The sequence below is a fragment of the Neobacillus sp. genome, from assembly GCF_031988165.1.
Lineage (GTDB): Bacteria > Bacillota > Bacilli > Bacillales > Cytobacillaceae > Neobacillus > Neobacillus rhizosphaerae.
In genome coordinates this window covers 183,910-202,263 of sequence record NZ_DALZYO010000001.1, presented here as the reverse complement: position 1 = coordinate 202,263, position 18,354 = coordinate 183,910, and the positions used below count along the sequence as shown (strand labels likewise).

The 18,354-nt window shown below is 37.8% G+C and carries 21 protein-coding genes; 6 read left to right on the top strand and 15 right to left on the bottom strand.

Going from position 1 to position 18,354, the window contains the following annotated elements:
* Positions 1-99 precede the first annotated feature (99 nt).
* From RTR43_RS01050 to RTR43_RS01040, 3 genes are all read left to right on the top strand, one after another.
* Entirely contained in the window at positions 100-513 is a 414-nt protein-coding gene (locus tag RTR43_RS01050; protein ID WP_312469019.1) for a MarR family winged helix-turn-helix transcriptional regulator, read from the top strand.
* A gap of 15 nt (positions 514-528) precedes the next feature.
* Complete coding sequence (locus RTR43_RS01045) at positions 529-1,740, top strand: MFS transporter (protein WP_312469018.1); 1,212 nt, start codon at positions 529-531, stop codon at positions 1,738-1,740.
* Positions 1,741-1,808: 68 nt separating this feature from the next.
* Complete coding sequence (locus tag RTR43_RS01040; protein WP_312469017.1) at positions 1,809-2,012, top strand: hypothetical protein; 204 nt, start codon at positions 1,809-1,811, stop codon at positions 2,010-2,012.
* On the opposite strand, the gene RTR43_RS01035 is transcribed toward RTR43_RS01040, so the two are convergent.
* The 6 genes from RTR43_RS01035 to RTR43_RS01010 all read right to left on the bottom strand — a co-directional run bounded on the left by RTR43_RS01035 (position 2,002) and on the right by RTR43_RS01010 (position 8,040).
* Positions 2,002-2,463, bottom strand: coding sequence for a hypothetical protein (locus RTR43_RS01035; protein ID WP_312469016.1), 462 nt, complete (start codon positions 2,461-2,463; stop codon positions 2,002-2,004). The genes RTR43_RS01040 and RTR43_RS01035 overlap by 11 nt on opposite strands.
* Positions 2,464-2,483: 20 nt before the next feature.
* Complete coding sequence (locus tag RTR43_RS01030) at positions 2,484-3,464, bottom strand: ABC transporter ATP-binding protein (protein WP_312469015.1); 981 nt, start codon at positions 3,462-3,464, stop codon at positions 2,484-2,486.
* Positions 3,457-4,461, bottom strand: a complete 1,005-nt coding sequence (locus tag RTR43_RS01025; protein ID WP_312469013.1) for an ABC transporter ATP-binding protein — start codon at positions 4,459-4,461, stop codon at positions 3,457-3,459. Before RTR43_RS01025 ends, RTR43_RS01030 begins: the two co-directional genes overlap by 8 nt.
* 18 nt (positions 4,462-4,479) lie before the next feature.
* Complete coding sequence (locus RTR43_RS01020) at positions 4,480-5,334, bottom strand: ABC transporter permease (protein ID WP_248735168.1); 855 nt, start codon at positions 5,332-5,334, stop codon at positions 4,480-4,482.
* A gap of 2 nt (positions 5,335-5,336) precedes the next feature.
* Positions 5,337-6,293: an ABC transporter permease gene (locus tag RTR43_RS01015; protein WP_312469012.1), complete on the bottom strand. Its 957-nt coding sequence runs from the start codon at positions 6,291-6,293 to the stop codon at positions 5,337-5,339.
* 160 nt (positions 6,294-6,453) lie between these two features.
* Positions 6,454-8,040: an ABC transporter substrate-binding protein gene (locus RTR43_RS01010; protein ID WP_312469011.1), complete on the bottom strand. Its 1,587-nt coding sequence runs from the start codon at positions 8,038-8,040 to the stop codon at positions 6,454-6,456.
* A gap of 283 nt (positions 8,041-8,323) precedes the next feature.
* Here RTR43_RS01010 and RTR43_RS01005 point away from each other — a divergent pair, with 283 nt between their 5' ends.
* On the top strand, positions 8,324-8,887 hold the full coding sequence (locus RTR43_RS01005; RefSeq protein ID WP_312469009.1) for an FAD-dependent oxidoreductase: 564 nt from the start codon (positions 8,324-8,326) through the stop codon (positions 8,885-8,887).
* Between the two features lie 213 nt (positions 8,888-9,100).
* On the top strand, positions 9,101-10,606 hold the full coding sequence (locus tag RTR43_RS01000) for an MDR family MFS transporter (protein WP_312469008.1): 1,506 nt from the start codon (positions 9,101-9,103) through the stop codon (positions 10,604-10,606).
* A 102-nt stretch (positions 10,607-10,708) separates the two neighbouring features.
* Here RTR43_RS01000 and RTR43_RS00995 read toward each other — a convergent pair whose 3' ends face one another.
* From RTR43_RS00995 to RTR43_RS00970, 6 genes are all read right to left on the bottom strand, one after another.
* Entirely contained in the window at positions 10,709-11,104 is a 396-nt protein-coding gene (locus RTR43_RS00995; RefSeq protein WP_312469007.1) for a cytosolic protein, read from the bottom strand.
* A gap of 185 nt (positions 11,105-11,289) precedes the next feature.
* Positions 11,290-11,430 (bottom strand): hypothetical protein, encoded by a 141-nt coding sequence (locus RTR43_RS00990; RefSeq protein ID WP_248735162.1) that lies wholly within the window; start codon positions 11,428-11,430, stop codon positions 11,290-11,292.
* A gap of 12 nt (positions 11,431-11,442) precedes the next feature.
* Complete coding sequence (locus RTR43_RS00985; RefSeq protein WP_312469005.1) at positions 11,443-12,663, bottom strand: helix-turn-helix domain-containing protein; 1,221 nt, start codon at positions 12,661-12,663, stop codon at positions 11,443-11,445.
* Positions 12,664-12,960: 297 nt separating this feature from the next.
* A complete protein-coding gene (locus RTR43_RS00980; RefSeq protein ID WP_312469004.1) occupies positions 12,961-13,899 on the bottom strand; it encodes a magnesium transporter CorA family protein in 939 nt (312 codons plus the stop codon).
* Positions 13,900-14,127: 228 nt separating this feature from the next.
* Complete coding sequence (locus RTR43_RS00975) at positions 14,128-15,024, bottom strand: cation diffusion facilitator family transporter (RefSeq protein ID WP_312469002.1); 897 nt, start codon at positions 15,022-15,024, stop codon at positions 14,128-14,130.
* A 132-nt stretch (positions 15,025-15,156) separates the two neighbouring features.
* Entirely contained in the window at positions 15,157-15,294 is a 138-nt protein-coding gene (locus RTR43_RS00970; protein WP_312469001.1) for a hypothetical protein, read from the bottom strand.
* A 76-nt stretch (positions 15,295-15,370) separates the two neighbouring features.
* Here RTR43_RS00970 and RTR43_RS00965 point away from each other — a divergent pair, with 76 nt between their 5' ends.
* Positions 15,371-15,550 (top strand): YozQ family protein, encoded by a 180-nt coding sequence (locus RTR43_RS00965; protein ID WP_248734679.1) that lies wholly within the window; start codon positions 15,371-15,373, stop codon positions 15,548-15,550.
* A 73-nt stretch (positions 15,551-15,623) separates the two neighbouring features.
* Here RTR43_RS00965 and RTR43_RS00960 read toward each other — a convergent pair whose 3' ends face one another.
* The 3 genes from RTR43_RS00960 to RTR43_RS00950 form a co-directional block, all read right to left on the bottom strand.
* On the bottom strand, positions 15,624-16,382 hold the full coding sequence (locus RTR43_RS00960; RefSeq protein WP_312469000.1) for a yteA family sporulation protein: 759 nt from the start codon (positions 16,380-16,382) through the stop codon (positions 15,624-15,626).
* A gap of 214 nt (positions 16,383-16,596) precedes the next feature.
* Positions 16,597-17,223 (bottom strand): LysE family transporter, encoded by a 627-nt coding sequence (locus RTR43_RS00955; RefSeq protein WP_312468999.1) that lies wholly within the window; start codon positions 17,221-17,223, stop codon positions 16,597-16,599.
* A gap of 89 nt (positions 17,224-17,312) precedes the next feature.
* Entirely contained in the window at positions 17,313-18,353 is a 1,041-nt protein-coding gene (locus RTR43_RS00950; protein ID WP_312468997.1) for a glycosyltransferase family 2 protein, read from the bottom strand.
* Between the last annotated feature and the right edge of the window lies 1 nt (position 18,354).

Below are 18,354 nucleotides of genomic sequence, written 5' to 3'. Positions count from 1 at the left end.
ACTGTTCTTTGTCTCCACCAATAATGAACATTCCTTGACATTTTTCAACTCATCCAATATAGTTACCTAGGTAACTATTTTAATAAATTGGAGCGAACTATGTTAAGCCACGAATTATTCCATACTCTGCATCAACTATCACGTCATCTTACCAACAAACTCAATGAAGCATTGAAACCATTGGGATTATACAGTGCCCAGTGGGCCGTCATCTTTGTCCTTAAAAAAAGCGGCTCACTTACCCAAAAAGAACTTTGTGATTACCTGTTTGTCGAAGCTCCCCCAATGACCCGCACCATCCAACGTCTTGTTAAACAGGGATACGTAAGACAAGTTCCAGGTAAAGATAAACGAGAGAAGCATGTCCAATTAACGGAAGAGGCTTTGAAGCAATATCCGGAGTGGGAAAGTGTTGTGAATGAAGTTAATCAGGGATTACTGAAAGAATTTCCTGCGGCATCACAGGAGGACCTTTCCAAATTACAAAAAAGCTGGTTACAGCAGCTATTATAAAAAGGAGTGCATCTCATGAATAAACCGAAACTTTGGAGCAAAGATTTTATCAGCGTTTCCTTAAGTAACTTTTTTCTATTTTTGACTTTTTATATCCTGCTCGTGACTCTTCCATCCTATGTAATGGAGGAATTACATAGCAGTTCTTCAATGGCGGGACTCATGACAACGGTATTTTTACTTTCTGCCATTGTTTCACGTCCACTTGCTGGGCAATGGCTTGAACGAGCCGGGAATAAAAAAGTCCTATTATCAGCCCTAATCATTTTCGCAGGAGCCTCGCTCTTATATTTTTTTCCAACAACAATCAGTGGTTTTCTAGTAATTCGGCTGTTGCACGGGATTGGCTTTGGTATGGCGACAACCGCTGTTGGTACAATCGTGGCTGATATCATTCCTGCTTCCCGCAGAGGTGAAGGTATGGGTTATTTCGTTATGTCAACAAATATGGCAATGGTCATTGGCCCATTCGTTGGTTTGTTGGCCATCCAACAATGGGGACCCCAAATCTTGTTCAGCCTTAGCGTCATTGTTGCCATCGGTTCATTACTTACAGGTCTTAGTATCAAACACACAAAAACGGAACAGCCTAGCAAAATTGAAGTCCTTTCAACCTTTTCATTCCACAGCCTTTTTGAAGCTTCTGCTGTTCCCATCGCGATTGTAGGCAGCTTCATGGCAATCGTATATTCAGCTCTTCTATCATTTGTATCTATATATGCCCATGAGATTCACTTAGCAAGCGTTGCTAGTCTATTCTTTGTGGTCTATGCCATTGTTTTATTAATTTCAAGACCATTTACCGGCAAATGGCTGGATCAATATGGGCCTAATGTTATTAGCTTTCCGTGCATTATTCTTTTTGCCATTGGAATGTTTATATTAAGTCAAAGCAGTGGTGTTTTCACATTCCTTCTTTCAGCGGGAATGATTGGATTAGGATGGGGAACTCTTTTTCCTACCTTTCAAACAATTGCTATTCAAGATGCTGAGCCTAGAAAAAGAGGAGTGGCTACTGCAACCTTTTTATCCATCTATGATACGGGGATTGCCCTTGGATCCTTCCTAGTCGGTGTAATCGCGGCAAAAATGGATTATAGTTCCTTATATTTCTTTTGTTCGTTCTATATTTTATTCGGAGCAGTTCTCTATTACTTCCTTCATACAAGAAAGCAAGCTTTTATAACAAAAGTGAAAAAGCAGCAAGCGAAGATTCAAGAAATATAGATTTTTACTAAACAAAACTCCTCCAAATGTTATATAATGGATTGAAACCTAATGGAGGAGTGATTTTAATGGCAAAATCCAAAGCTAAAAAACGAAGAGAAAAACTCACACGTGAAGGAAAAATGAATCCGGAAGTGAAGCGGAGCCCGTTTACTTTTACAGATCTGAGAACAAGAATGACTAAGACGAAAAAAGATCATTTATATCAATTTAAACAAAAGAACCATCAATCCCTAGACGGAAACGATGGTTCTTTTTATTTTATCTATTAAAAACGGGTTTATGGGTGAGCTCAATTTTAATCATTTGTGTATCTTGATCGATATTTTCTTCCTGTAAAAAAATTGTCCAATTTTTCGCCATCACTTCACGTAATGCTTCAAGGTTTTCACTAGTGATTTTTACTTGGTCTAGAAATTCACCAGTATCGACGAAATCCTTGCCTTCCTCCATCCCAAACTTGATTGACAATAAGGATTTGAGGGCCCCCTTCGTCAAAAAGGAAATTTCATATTCTCCCCTGAGTGCTTGGTGGCATTTTTCTTTGTTCAGGTGATAATAGTCAACCAGTGTTTTCCATGTTGGAATTCCTTCACCATTGCTTTCAAGTATTTCTTCATCCCCCTCATTCAAGAGAGCGACGATTGTTGCATTATTAAATCCTTTTGCTTTCATCATTTCAAGCATGAGGGCATAATTTAGCGCTAATTTAACCTTTTCCATCCTATTCACTCCTATTACAATTAATATAAATGGCAGGCGACAAGATGCTCATCATCCACTTGCTTCAATTCCGGATCTATTTCAGCGCAAATGGATTTTGCAAATGGGCATCTGGAGCGGAACCGACAACCGGTTTCCATTTCGATTGGGCTTGGTAGTTCTCCCGAAATGATTTCACGCTTACTGTTCTGAGCCTTAATCGGATCTGGAATAGGAATGGCAGACAATAATGCTTGTGTGTATGGATGCAACGGTTTATTGTATAACTCATCGCTTTTTGAAATCTCGACCATTTTACCAAGATACATAACACCAATCCGATCGGAAATATGGCGGACCATTGATAAGTCATGAGCAACAAACAGATAGGTAAGATTCATCTCTTCCTGTAAATCTTCTAGCATATTAATGACTTGTGCTTGAATAGACACATCCAAAGCGGAGATAGCCTCATCACATATGATGAAATCTGGATTAATGGAAAGAGCTCGAGCAATCCCGATTCTTTGGCGCTGTCCACCACTAAATTCATGCGGAAATTTCCCCATATCGTCTTTCTTCAAACCGACTTTTTCCAAAATATCAATAATGATTTCTTTTCGATCATTTTTTGAGAGATTTGTGTGAATTTCCAATGGTTCATCGATAATTTCTTCCACATTCATATACGGATTAAGCGATGAATATGGGTCTTGAAAAATCATTTGCATTCTTTTTCGATAGGGTTGAAGTTCTTTATTAGTAAGATTGGCAATGTCCTTGCCATCAAATAGAATTTCTCCTGCGGTTGCATCGTACAAACGATTTAGGGTGCGGCCTAATGTAGACTTACCACAGCCAGACTCTCCAACAAGTCCAAATGTTTCTCCTTTATAAATATGAAACGACACATCATCGACTGCTTTTACCACTTGATTTCCCTTTTTTAAAAAAGAGGATTTTATTGGAAAGTGTTTTTTGAGATTCTTAACTTCAACGAGTTTTTTTCTTGACTCAGTCATCTACCTTCGCTCCTTCCCCAGCTAGAAAACACATAGATTTTTGCGTCGATGAGAAGCTTTGGTATTCTGGGGTCTCTTTGAAACATTTGTCAAATGCAAATTCACAGCGATCAGCAAACGGGCATCCGCTAGAAATAGTTTGAAGCGATGGGGCAGACCCTTTAATCGGTTTTAATCTTGTTTTTTCCCCATCGACCCGTGGGATCGAATTCAATAAGGCCTTCGTATACGGATGTTTAGGAGAATAAAAGATTTCATGAGCCATTCCCTCTTCCATTACCCTTCCTGCATACATCACTAAAATCCGACTGCAAATCGTTGCGACAACACCTAAGTCATGAGTAATTAAGACAACGGACATATCGTTTTCTTTTTGCAGTTTTTTTAATAATTCCAGAATTTGAGCTTGGATGGTTACATCAAGTGCTGTTGTTGGTTCATCGGCAATTAACAGCTTTGGATTGCAGGCTAACGCCATGGCAATTAAGACCCTTTGTCTCATCCCTCCACTAAATTCATGTGGATATTGATTCACTCTTGTTTCAGGCGAGGGTATGCCGACCATTCTCAACAGTTCAATCGCTTCATTTATTGCTTCCTTCTTTTTCATCCCTCTTACTCTTACTAATAACTCAACAAGATGATCGCCAGCTTTTTTTAACGGATTCAGGGCTGTCATCGGATCTTGAAAAATCATCGCGATTTCGCGGCCTCTAATCGCCCTTTTTTCTTTTTTCGATAAGCTTTCAAGGTGTTCTCCATCCAAGACTATTTCACCAGCATCTACTTTAGCATTGTTCGGAATAATACCAAGAATGGACTTCACCATTACACTTTTTCCACTTCCAGATTCACCAACAATCCCTAGAATTTCACCCTTTTGAACAGTAAAATCAATTCCACGGACCACTTCCATTTTTGAGTCTCCGTTATAAAAGGCGGTACGGAGGTTCTTTACGTCTAATAAAACATTTTTTTCTTTCCTGTTGTTTTCCATATGATTCGAACCTCCTCCTTATTTCCCACTCGTCTTCGGCTCGACAACTGCCCTAAGGACATCACCCATTTTATTAAATGAATACACGGTAAATACAATAAGAAGTCCCGGCAATATCGCCATATACGGAGCATTCCCTAGGCTCCCTTGTGCATTTTGGAGCATGCTTCCCCAAGATGATAATGGCTGCTGAATACCGAGTCCTAGAAAGCTTAGTGTCGATTCCATAATAATCGCATTGGCAATACTTACAGTTGAAGCGACGATGAAGGTTGGCAATACTGCTGGAATGATATGCTTCCAGATCACTTTTCTAATCGATTGACCAGAAGATTTTGCATATAAAACATATTCTCTTTCTTTAATTGAAAGGGTTTCAGCACGAACTAGCCTAGCCGTACTCATCCACGTAAACAAGCCAATTACTAGAATAATAGCTTTTAAACCAGGGGTAAGATAAATACTAACCACTGTCACAAGAATCATCCATGGAATGGAGGAAATCACATCAACAAATCTCATTAGAATGCTGTCAATGCGTCCACCGAAATATCCACTCACGGTTCCAACTAACACTCCGATACTTGTAGAAATGAGCATCGCTAAAATCCCAACGGTTAACGAAATTCTCCCACCGTAAATAGCTCTTGTAAAATAATCTCTTCCTAGTTCATCAGTCCCAAACAAGTGTTTTGAGTTTGGCTGTTGAAGAACATTCATGACATCCACTTTATTAGGAGGATAGGGCGATAAAAAGGCAAAGACTGATACCAAAATAATCAATACCAGGAAGCCTAATGCGAAAGCAGCCGTTTTATTGCGTTTAAGTTCAGTTTTGAATTTGTGTATTTTTCTATTTTCCTTTACGGCCACCTTTATTCCCCCATTCCCTTAATTCTTGGGTCTACGATACTATACAAAATATCAGAAACAAGATTGCCAATAATCACAAGACTTGATGAAAGCAGCATGATTGCCATAACGATTGGATAGTCAAACCCACGAATTGCGGTCACAAAATACGTCCCAATTCCCGGCCAGCCAAACACAGTTTCTGTTACCACTGCACCCGTTACTAGCATTGGCAGGCTCATCCCGACAATCGTAATAATTGGAAGCAGCACATTTCGAAGGACATGCCTAAATAAAATACTAGTAGGTCCTGCACCATATGCTTGTTGGACCATAACATAATCCTCTGAAAGTTGTCCGATTGTCGATGATCGAACATAGCGAACGAGTTCTGGTAAGAAAGATAATGTTAAAACGGTACAAGGCAGCACAATATGGCTGAGGAGATCCGGAAATGAGCCTTCACTCCCGATTGTGTGCATCCCTAGAATTGGAAATAAATTTAAGCTGTATCCAAAAATAAACACGAGGATCATGGCCAGCCAAAAGCTTGGAATCGCAATCCCAAATGAACTATATCCATCAATGATTTTATCGATTAGTTTCCCCTTTTTCGCTCCTGCGAACAGCCCGAGAATAATAGAAAGGATTAATGCCAGAATGTAGGCTGGTAAAACAAGCAGAATCGTATTCGGAATACGAGTGGAAAGATTATGGGAGATACTTTCATGGGTCACGATCGAATAGCCCCATTCACCACTCAAAATCCCTTTTATCCAATAAAAATACTGCATGTAAGCAGGCTGATCTAACCCATATCTAGCTTTAATTAGCTCAATTGTTTTCGCCGACATATTCGGAGTGGTCATGGCATCCACTGCATCATATGGAGCGAGTTGGATAAGACCAAAGCAAATAATCGAAATAATGATAAGCAACGGAATTGCCCCCATTATCCTTTTAAAAATGTATTTTAACAAGAATGATCCCACTCCTTATTTCCCCGATATTTAAGCACAGTAAATCTACAATCTAATAAATGAGACTTATTGACACCCATTTATCATTTTATATCCTTATTGAGTAATAAATAAAGATAAACAGCTCAACTGTTTATCTTTATCTACTAATGTTCAATTTTTAATAAGATAGCTTCGACATATCCTCGAATGTATAAACTGGTACTAACGTAGCTTCATCAATTCCTTTAATTCTTGAATCAATCGCAAGGATACGTTTGTTTTCTGTTAATGGATAGAAGGCAGCGTCATCAGCAATAATTTTTTGAATTTCTTCATAAATAGCTTTACGTTTTACGTCATCTTTCTCGACACGCCCTAGGTTAAATAACTCGTCGACTTTCGCATTACTGTAATGCATATAGTTTGCCTCACCATTTGTTACAAACAAGGAATTAAATGTATCTGGGTCAATCCCCATGATATATCCACTAAGATACATATCAAAGTCTGACTGAACGCTTTTCAACTTTTTGGTTAATGCAGTTGCATCCATTCCAACTAGTTCTACATTAATGCCGACAGCTTGTAAGTCTTGCTGAATAACCGCCGCTTGTTTTTGCTGAATTGGATTATTTGCAATAAAGGCAAGCTTTAATTTCGGTGCTGTTACACCAGACTTCGCTAAAAGGTCTTTCGCTTTTTTCGTATCAAATTTATATTTTTCTACGTCATCAGTGAAATAAGTTGCTTTTTTCGGTAAGAATGAATAAGCAGGCTGTGAAAAATCGCTTGATACATAGCTTGCTGTATTAATTTCTTGACGATTCAACCCGAATGCAATCGCTTGACGTAGTTCTTTCGATTGAACGGTCTTAGAACCTAAATTAAAGGCTAAATAACCAATACGTCCTTCATCATAAGGCTTAAGGGTTACGTTAGAGCTGTTTTTAAATTTACTTGTGTCTGCAGGCTGGATGGCCAATGAATTGATTTCCCCTTTTTGCAGAGCCAATGTTGCCGTATTTGCATCCATAATAATACGGTAAACGACTTTAGAAATTTTAGGTGCTCCTAAGAAATAATCATCGTTCTTTTCAAACGTAACGCTTTCCCCTGCTTTATACTCTTTGAACTTGTATGGTCCTGTCCCAACAGGAGTAGCATTTTTAGGGCTATTAGCAATGTTCGTTTCACCTTGGTAAATATGTTTAGGCATGATGAAAATGTTTCCTAATGCTTCAAATGCGCCCATACTTACTTCTGGTAGAACGAATTTAACGGTATAGTCATCCACTTTTTCAACTTTTACAGGCTTATTGTTAAAAATAAGCTGGCTTCTCGCCCAGCCGCCGTTTGCTTCTTTTAACATTTCATCATATGTGAACACGACATCATCCGCTGTAAACGGCTGTCCATCATGCCACTTAACGTCTTTTCTTAATTTAGCTGTATATGTTAAGAAATCAGCTGATGGTGTCATGCTTTCCGCTAAAAAGTACTTCACATTGTCTTTTCCGTTATACATATATAATGGAGAATATAGAGCTTTGATTTCCATTAAACCATAGCGGTCACCTGTTGTGATCACGTTTACCGCGTTCCCAGGATCCCCGTCAATTCCATAAACAAATGTATCCGGTTTATTTGTGCCTTTACTCGTATTTTTCGTGTTAGCATTATCCTTCGTATTTGAAGAGCAGGCTGCTAGTACTAGAAAAATACTTAGTAACATCGCAACAAGAATGTTTACATTTTTACGCCCCATTGTTTTTCCTCCTAAGTTGTCATTTTTATACAAAACAAAAGAATAATAGTTTCATTTTTCAAACAAATAATCCCTACTATTCTTATATGTTTTACTTGGTCTATTCTACATGATAATACAATCTTAGTAAATAAAAAAAACTGTTAATTTTAAATAATTTAAGTACTGATTTTTTAGTGGAAGGTTAATCTTAAAAGTGTAAGCAGTTTCTTTTACAATTGTTACTAATTGAGCTAAGCTTTTTTTGTATAAGGTGAAAAATTTATCAATTGGAGGTATGGATATGTTTGATGTTGTAGTTATTGGTGCAGGACCAGCTGGTGCTAGTGCAGCTTTATTCACTGCAAAAGCAGGAAAGAAAACTTTGGTTCTTGATAATGACAAAACCGTTACAAAACGGGCATGGGTTGAAAACCATTATGGCGTATTGGAAATCTCTGGTCCAAACCTTGTTGAGATTGGTAAGCAACAAGCAAGTAAATTTGGTGCTGAAATTGTCCAAGCAACGGTTACAAATATTAGTCAAGTCGAAGGCGGTTTTAAAGTAGAAGCTGAAGAAGGCGAATACGAAGCAAAACATGTAATCGTTGCCACTGGATTCTTTGTAGACCTTGCTGAAAAAGTCGGTTTAGCAACAAAATCTGGTACAGAGCCAAGAGTTAAGACCATTCTTGACGTTGATGCAGCTGGAAAAACGAATATAGAAGGAATTTGGGCCGCTGGAACAGTGGCTGGTGTAAGTGTACATACCATTGTTACCGCTGGTGACGGTGCAAAAGTAGCCATCAATCTTCTAAGTGTAATGAACGGCGAGCGCTACGTTGACCATGATATTTTGAAAGCCTAGAAAGAAATTTGCTATTTTTAATATATGGAAGGGACTCCCAAAAGAGTCTCTTTTCTTTGCTTAAAACTATTTATTGACAAGGTTTCACCTTCCTTTTAAAATTGCTTTATCATGATTATCGACCTGAATATATGTGGAAAATAAATGTAGGAGGACTTACCGAGTTACTTTAAGACATTACTATCATTACAGTGTCTACTAAGGAGAAATTTTATGATCAAAAAAGACAATAATCTTAAGCTCGTTGTTACTGGCATACTATTGGCCATATTAATGTCGGCCATGGATAATACCATTGTCGCAACAGCGATGGGAACTATCGTTTCTGATCTTGGTGGCTTTGACAAGTTTATTTGGGTAACATCGGCCTATATGGTAGCCGTTATGGCCGGAATGCCCATTTTCGGTAAGCTATCCGATATGTATGGTCGGAAACGCTTTTTTATTTTTGGATTAGTCGTATTCCTTGTTGGGTCTGCCCTTTGTGGGATTGCCCAAAGTATTGTACAGCTAAGTATTTTCAGGGCGATTCAAGGGATTGGTGGCGGGGCCCTCATGCCGATTGCCTTTACGATCGTTTTTGATATTTTCCCTCCGGAAAACCGTGGAAAGATGACTGGCTTACTTGGAGCAGTATTCGGCGCATCCAGCGTATTAGGACCGTTACTAGGTGCCTACATTACTGATTATATCAGCTGGCATTGGATTTTCTATGTTAATGTTCCGATTGGAATCGTTTCACTACTATTAATTGTACGCTATTATCATGAATCGCTAAGCCACTCCAAGCAAAAAATTGACTGGCTCGGAGCTATTACGCTTGTCATTTCTGTTGTAAGTTTAATGTTTGCTCTCGAACTGGGTGGTAAAGAATACGATTGGAATTCCATTCCAATCATTTGCTTATTTGCAAGCTTCTTAGTCTTTTTTGTTGCCTTCTTCATTGCTGAAATAAAAGCAGAAGAACCTATTTTACCCCTTTGGCTATTTAAAAGAAGGCTGTTTGCTACTTCACAAATTTTAGCTTTTCTATATGGTGGTACATTTATTATTTTAACCGTATTTATTCCCATTTTCGTCCAAGGAGTATACGGTGGCACCGCCAAGAATGCCGGCTTGATTTTGACACCAATGATGTTGGGTTCTGTCGCAGGAAGTTCGGTTGGGGGTATTTTCTTAACCAAGACTTCGTATCGTAACCTGATGTTTATTTCGATTGTTTCATACATATTGGGGATGTTTTTCCTTGGTGGTATGACGGTTGATACAGCTCGCTGGCTATTAACGCTTTATATGATTCTTGTCGGGTTCGGGGTAGGTTTTTCCTTCTCTTTATTGCCGACTGCGTCGATTCATAATTTGGAGCCGCAATATCGAGGAACCGCAAACTCTACTAACTCCTTCCTTCGTTCGTTTGGGATGACACTAGGAGTAACGATATTCGGTACCATTCAGGGCAATGAATTTAAGGACAAATTGAAGGAAGCATTCGCAGGCATGCAGGGTGCAGGAAATTTTAAAATGGGCGATCCGCGTGAGATTTTCCAGGCAAGTGAGCGTGCGAAGATTCCTGATTTCATTTTATCTAAAATTGTTCATGCCATGTCGGATTCGATTACACATACCTTTATGCTAGCTTTAATTCCTATTGCTCTGGCAGCAGTTACGATATTCTTTATGGGAAAAGCCAGGGTGGAAGTAACTAAAGCAAAAGGCTAATAAAACAAGCACTTGGAGTTTATTTCCCAAGTGCTTGTTTTTATTCTCTAAACTTCCCATCCAAACCTCATTTTTTGAAAACAGTAACAAAATACAGCTTTTTTACACCTCAAGTTCCTTTCCCTCTTCAACAATATGAAACAAAAGGTGTGCTAAATGATGAATCGGCCCGTATTCTTCATCCTCTTCGTCTGTTTCTTCATTGAATTCAAGATCATTTAAGAATAGCGCCATAAACTCATAAAAGTCCTTCAACTGGAACGAGTAGCAGGCAATTGGTTCTTCCTTGTCTTCTTCATATTGCAAGACCATGTAAGAGAGATCACCGTCAATATCTGCTGCATCGAAAAAGACAAAAAAGCCAATATTTGTATCAACTTCAAATAAATGCCTTGTTCCACCTTCCGTTGCCTTATCAAATTCCTCTTGATTTAGTTTTTGAATCTGCATGCTATCTACGTTATCTTCTTGATGAAAACTCACAACAAATGATTTCATATTTTCCTCCTTAAACCTTATCCAAAGTAAAAACACATATTATTAGCATACCATTTCTTTGCTAGATTTATCCTATTAAGGAACATAATAATGGCTATTACTCATTCTCATTTACTTCTTCTTGGGAATGTTCCTTTTGAGACAAAAAAAAACCCCCGATGTACAGGGGGAAAGGTATTATATTATTAAAGTGGGGGAAGTATTGGATGATCTGCTGTAATAGGAGTTTGAGCCACTTGAACGGATGATTTTGAACTTTTAACATTTGACGGAGATAAAAAGACTAGTAAAGAAAGTGAAAATAGTAGGACAACAGCTTTTTTCATTACATTTCCTCCTCATGTAATTTTATTTAAATAATTTACTGATTCCAAATACAATCCTTGCTGTGAATAGAAATCAGAAATCATTTTGTAAAAACGGTTAAGGTCGTTAAGGTGTTCATTCGTATCTTCAAGATAGGGTATTACTTTTGTTTCTAAATATTTAAATGCTTTATTGCTAGAAACCAGGTGAAATAAGTAAAATTCTGCTAACAAGCGATATTTTTTGTTCCTTCGATCCTTTGCTAAAGAAGCTACGACTTGAAAATACTCTTTCGCCTTCGATTTTTCCTGAAGAGCATATTGAATTTCTGCAATGGAATACAGAGTAACCAGGTAATGAGGATGATTGATTGACTGCAGGGCCAAGCTCTTTTCATAATAGATTAGGGCTTCCTTTGGATTTTTCTTTTTATTTTGCAAATAGCCCATATTATGATAAATCTGGGGCAATAGCTTCTCCTGTTTTAATAATTCTTCACTTCGGATCAAATGGTCGAAGCATTCTTCTGCTTCTTCATATATGTTGGCGGAGGTGTAGTTTATCCCTAAGAGCATCAGTGTGTGAAGAATACGAAAAAAGTTATGTTCATTCATGTAAAGCTGCAGTGCTAATTTGCCAAAATGAATGGCATGTCCGGACTGCTCAAGGGCACTTTTTACAAAAGCACGGTAATAATAAAATTCTGCCCTCGCCGTTTCATTACTTGGATCATCATACATGGCATCAAGTATCTCATCCGCCGCTCTATACTGCCCCTTCATAGTTAAAAGTACAGCATTTGAATACAAAAATAAATACTCTTCATGTTGGGAAAAATTTTTCCTTTGCTTAAATAATAAATCTTTTTGAGATTCTGCTTCTGTGTAAAACCCTTTAAATAATAGATACCTATACTTGATTAATTCGTATAAATAAATAAATTTTGAAAATGGAATAATATGTTCCATTTCTTGCAGCTTTTGAAATGTTTCGTCTACTTTATCTTTCAAGTAATAATTTATCTTTTCAGCAAGTTGTTTTAATAAAAGTTGGATTGTCCCTTCTTTCTCTTCCATCTCTTCCAAGCTTATTTCTAGCCTTTCGAGTAAAAGGGAAACCGTTTCCTCATTAGCTTCTTTTGAATTGTTCTCTATTTTACTTAAATGAGGGACCGAGCAAATCCCTCTGGCAAGCTCCGCTTGTGTAATTCCTCTTTGAGTTCGATAGAATTTAATTAGAGCTCCGAATTCCATATTTTCAGCTACCTTTCGTTTTTTTCCATTTTACTATAATAAATACATTTCTTACAGTTTCTTTCAGACTACTTAAAAAATTCAATTACTAACCTATGCGAAAAGTTTAGACCAGATAGCAAATGCTCAACATTAAAATGTTGGGAAATTTTTACCTTTATTATAATAAGGATGGTTCACTTTTCTATATTTCATAAAAGAATTTATTTAAAATCGTTGAAGTCATTTTGATTCATGCTTCGTCTTAGGATGGATTTTTTTAAAACAGAAAAGCCAGCCCGTTGAAAGGCTGGCAATTTAAAAATACTTCTTTTTCCAAAAAATAAACGCTGTTAAGCTTGTTAAAAAAGCAGATATTACAAGCGGAATTGCATAAGAATGGGTGGCATGCTGGAAGGGAATATCAACGTTCATTCCATAAAAGCTCGCTACCATCGTTGGGAATGACAAAATGATCGTAATCGAAGTTAAAAACTTCATGACAATGTTTAAGTTATTCGAAATAATCGAGGCAAAGGCATTCATCATCCCAGTCAAAATGGAGCGGTACGTCTCTGCCATTTCAATCGCCTGTGTTTTTTCAATAATAACATCCTCTAATAAGTCCTTGTCTTCTTCATACATTTTTAAATAATTAAACCGTAATATTTTATCGAGTACGACTTTATTCGACTTTAAGGAAGTTGTAAAATAAACCAAACTCTTCTCTAAAGCTAAAAACGCATATAGTTCTTTATTTTTTAAGGATTGGTGAACAACCCGTTCAATTTCATTTGTTTTCTTGTTAATTTGTTTTAAGTACCGAAGATAATAAGAAGAAATGACAAACAGAATTTGCAGGGCAAATCGCGTTTTTTTAAACGTAAAAAATTCTTTCACTCTGTTTTTCCTGAATTCCTCTAATATCGGTGAATCTTTTAAGGAAACGGTAATGATACAATCATCAGTAAGAACAATGCCAATTGGAATAGTCTCATAACTGGCAAAACCTGTTTCATCATGGACGATATAAGGAAAATCGACGATGATATAGATCCGGCCATCATCTCGTTCAATCCTTGGACGTTCTTCATCATCCAGGGCATCTTTGATAATATCGACATCGATTTGAGCATCATTTGATACTCTGTGAATTTCCTCTGCTGTAGGGGCATACATATTAACCCAGCAGCCTTTGGAAATAACATCAACTTTTTCTAAAACCTTAGCTTCTGTGCTTTTAAAAATTTCCAACATACAAAAACCTCCTCACTCACTTTGTTTGAGGAAGCCAACAACCTTTTCTAGAGTTGATATTCTTGCTATTCATTTCAATCCATTCAAAGAGTACATTGACTTCCCCTCGCCTACTTGGGTCCGGGTCTACGGAATAACTCAAAAATATCAACTCCCTTAAATTTTTTTTCATTTCCTATCCTATCATAACCCCTAATGCTTGAAAGTACAAAGGAGTTTTTTTTAAGATTACTTGTTTTCCGGAAAATAGGGATTTAAATGAATTAATACCTCTCTGATGTTATCATTTTTCTCCATTAGTTTCCTTTTGATGGATTTGGCAAGATCATGGCCTTGCTTGATTGTTTTATAATGGTCAATGGAAATTCGTAAATCGACTAAAATATAATGTCCATGTTCTCTTGCCCTGAGACGATCAATCCGTTTGACATCGGGAAATTCACCGATAATAGTAATATATTCCTGAAGTGTCTCAGTGTTAATATTTCGTTCAAGTAAAATGTCAAAGGCTTCTGTCAACATTTCTTTCGCAATTTTAAAAATTAAGTAGGCAACAAAAATACTTGCAGCCTTATCCCCGTATAGCAGGAAATGGATATCAAACCGTTCACCAACAATTGAAATGAGAACTCCAATTGCAGCTGCAATTGAGGCGACAATATCTGCTTTATGATCAAATGCAATTGCTTCAATCGCTTTACTCTGATTCTGTTTTGCAACCGTTAATGATGTTCGATATAGAATAATCTTAGTAATAAATGAAAAGAGCGCTACCCACATGGCCAAAAAATTGGGTGATTCTACTTCATGAAAGAAACCACTAATCCCTTCGTAAACCACATAGATGGAAACAAGTAAAAGGAGAATTCCAATGATTTCAGAAACAATTACCTCAGCCTTGCCATGCCCATATGGATGCTCCTTATCCGCAGGTTTATTTGCAATTTTAATAACCAACAAAACAATCACAGAAGCAAAAACATCTGCCGCTGAATGGATTCCATCTGCAAACACAGCGTCACTATTTCCATACCTGCCAATGATTATTTTTCCTAATGTAAGAATAATATTGCTAATTACGCTAATCCAAGCCACTTTTTTGGCTAGAGTTTCTCTCATTTCCATAGTAAACCACCTCTAAAATTCCTCTAGAAATCATAGCAAAAATGACCTTGATGGGTCTAGAGAAAAAGTCTTGCGCGGTTCAAGATAAGTTGGGCTGACGAAAAACTTAAGTCATTGAGAATCCTTTTGTCCTTATTCTTCATGCCCGTCTTTGTCTTTTTTAATCATTTCTACTTCTTCTACAACAGAAATTAGGTTTATTTGGTCATGGAGAAAATGGAAGGCCTGATCTAATTCTTCTCGCGATGGAAATTCATTCTTTTTGTTCATTTTTCACGGTCCTTTGAGTAATTTTTTGAAAACAGAAGAAAATACCATTGTATCTACAATGAAGGAGGAATTTATTATGGACAATAAAAAAGCCAATCCCAAAAAAGAAGTTGCCGGAAGTTTCTTTCATCCAAGTTACTATCAAGAAACAGATGACCTTTCAGCAGGATTAGCAACTACCCATGAGCAAGTTAGTGATGTCTACAAGGAAGGCACAATCGACGATGCCCCAGACGATATGAACCAACAAGGTTAGTCGATTTATTCCTATATAAATGAAAATCAGAGAAAACAGCTCTCAATCCGAAAGCTGTTTTCATTTTTCCTTCCTATTTATCATCCGGATCAGTATATGGATCGTGTTCATATGCCGGCAAATCACCAAAAGTTGTCATAATTCCTTCCTCATCGAGCGTATCCTCATAATGTTCATGCTGCGGATTTGGATAAACCTTGACGTTATTGCCGTACATATCATTACCAACAAAATTTTCATAATCCTCAACATAACCGATATTTTCATCCGCATCGATATAAATATCATTGTAGTCATCCTGTGAGAAGGCTAGATCGGACGGGGTTTCCGATGTGCCCCATTTGGACACTTCCTGCCAGGAATCCTCGGCATCAAAGCCGACATTTTCATCTTGTTCGTCCATAGCAAATTTCCCCCATGGCGGCATTAACACGCCTTCTTCAACAGGACGCTTGTGAGACGTCACTTGATCCGGGCTATGTTCGATACAATAAGTCGTATTTGGCAAGGCTTCTAACCGTTCTAACGGAATCTCCTTGCCGCAAACCTCACATATACCGTAAATGCCATTTTCCATGGCTTCTAAGGCTTTATTAATATTTCCTAGCAATAGTTCATAATGCTCGTTTAAGGCAATATCCTTTTCACGTTCATAAAGCTCGGTCCCTTCATCTGCAGGGTGGTTGTCATAGCTGGATAACTCACCTACTGATTCATGTGCATGTCCTCGCTCTAATCCAAAGTGATCATTTTGTTGCAAATGTTCTTCCACTTCACCTTTTTCCTGCAATAATTGTAAACGTAGCTCAGCTAACTGCTGTGTAGATAGCATGTGATAAACCCCTTTCATTTCCAAGCACTAGTACCATATTGGGTTAGTTTCTCCCAAATTCTATATTTGCATTAATAGGTGCAGTTTAGATAGTTCCTTTATATTTTCAATTGTTTAGTCTTTGATTATGTACTAAAAATTTTATTCCATAAAAAATCGAACTGACTTTTCCTTTATTTCAAGATGGACATGTATTTGATTTCCCATTTTTTTCTTATTTATACAAATTCTTAATGGCTTGAATTCCAAAATAAATCCCAAATCCACTTAATGAAAGACCAGAGAGGAAGGAAATGATAACCAGTAATCTAGAAGTTAAAAATTTACGAAAGTTGCTGGCCACGCCAGCCAAAGTTATATCCCAAATGAATAGGCCAATGAAAATGGCGCTATTGTAAAGAATTAATTGACTAGTATCATTAGCAGCAACAGTCCTAGCGAGAACAGAACCGTAAATACCAAGCCAAAACAATAACGTAAGTGGATTGGAAATAGATAGAAAGAACCCAGAAAAAAACGATTTAATTAGCGGTTCCTCTCCTCTCGAATACTCCAAATAAGTTATCCCTGCTTTCATTATCGTTTCTATTCCCGTATAAAGAAGAACAAAACATCCAAACATCCAAAGAAATGTCTGCATAAAGGCTGTTTCAAGAAACTGGACAACTCCAATGTAAACAACAAACATACATATCCCATGGGCAACAACGGCGCCCACTCCTACAATCCACGAATGCATAAAACCATGTCTAATTCCCCTATCCATTTGTGCAGCATTAATTGGCCCAATGGGAGCAGCTAGCGATAGTCCTAACAAAATATAGCTTAAAAATATATTCATTCGATTTTCCCCCTAGCTTAGAAAAAAGCCTGTCTTCTCATTTTTATTCAAGCCAGAGGATTGGTACGACAATAGTTTTTAAAAGTTAACTATTTATTTCTTTCAGAAATACTTCTATTCTCAAGGCTAAAGGACTCATCATCTGCCGCTTGCTGAAATAAATGGTGCCTTGGCACTGAGAGGTTAAAGGCATCAATGTCGACAATGTACTTAGGACGCTGCTTTGCTTCTTTATAAATTTTCCCTACATATTCCCCGATTAAGCCAATGGCAATTAACTGTAGTCCACCGATGAGCCAAATAGAAGTGATAAGCGACGTCCAACCGGTCTCAGTGTTTCCCAAAAATTTAAGTGTTAAAAAGTAGCCCCCAAAGATCAGACTCATGAAAAAGGAAACAAAGCCAATGAATAAAACAAACCGGATCGGTGAAACAGAAAATGAAGTAATCCCGTCAAAGGCAAAGGCAAGCATCTTTTTTATTGGATATTTCGTTTCACCAGCCTGTCTTTCCAATCGATCATAATAAACCACATCGGATTGGAAGCCAAGAAGTGGAACGATTCCCCGCAAAAATAAATTAACTTCTTTAAAGCGATCTAGTTCCTGTAAAGCCCTTTTACTCATTAGTCGAAAATCGGCATGATTATACACAAGATTGACACCTAGTATTTTCATGATTTTATAAAAGCCCTGTGCGGTACTTCGTTTAAAGAATGTATCGGTCGCACGACCCTGCCTCACACCATAAACGATCTCACAGCCTGCACGGAACTTCAAAATAAATTCACGAATGACCTGAATATCATCCTGCAAATCCGCATCGATGGAAACGACACAATCGGATCGCTCCCCGGCTGCGTGCAAACCAGCAAGTAAGGCGTTCTGATGGCCGACATTGCGTGCCAATTTTAACCCGCGGACATACCCATTATGCAGCCCTTCCTTATAAATCAACTCCCACGTGCCATCCTTACTACCGTCATCAACAAACAAAAGCTTGCTTAGCTTCGAAACAAGCCTATCTTGGATCAGCTCCTCCAACAGCTGTTGAAGCTGAACAATCGTTTCCGGCAGCGCCGCTTCCTCGTTATAACATGGCACAACAATGGTAAGGACTGGTTCCATCATC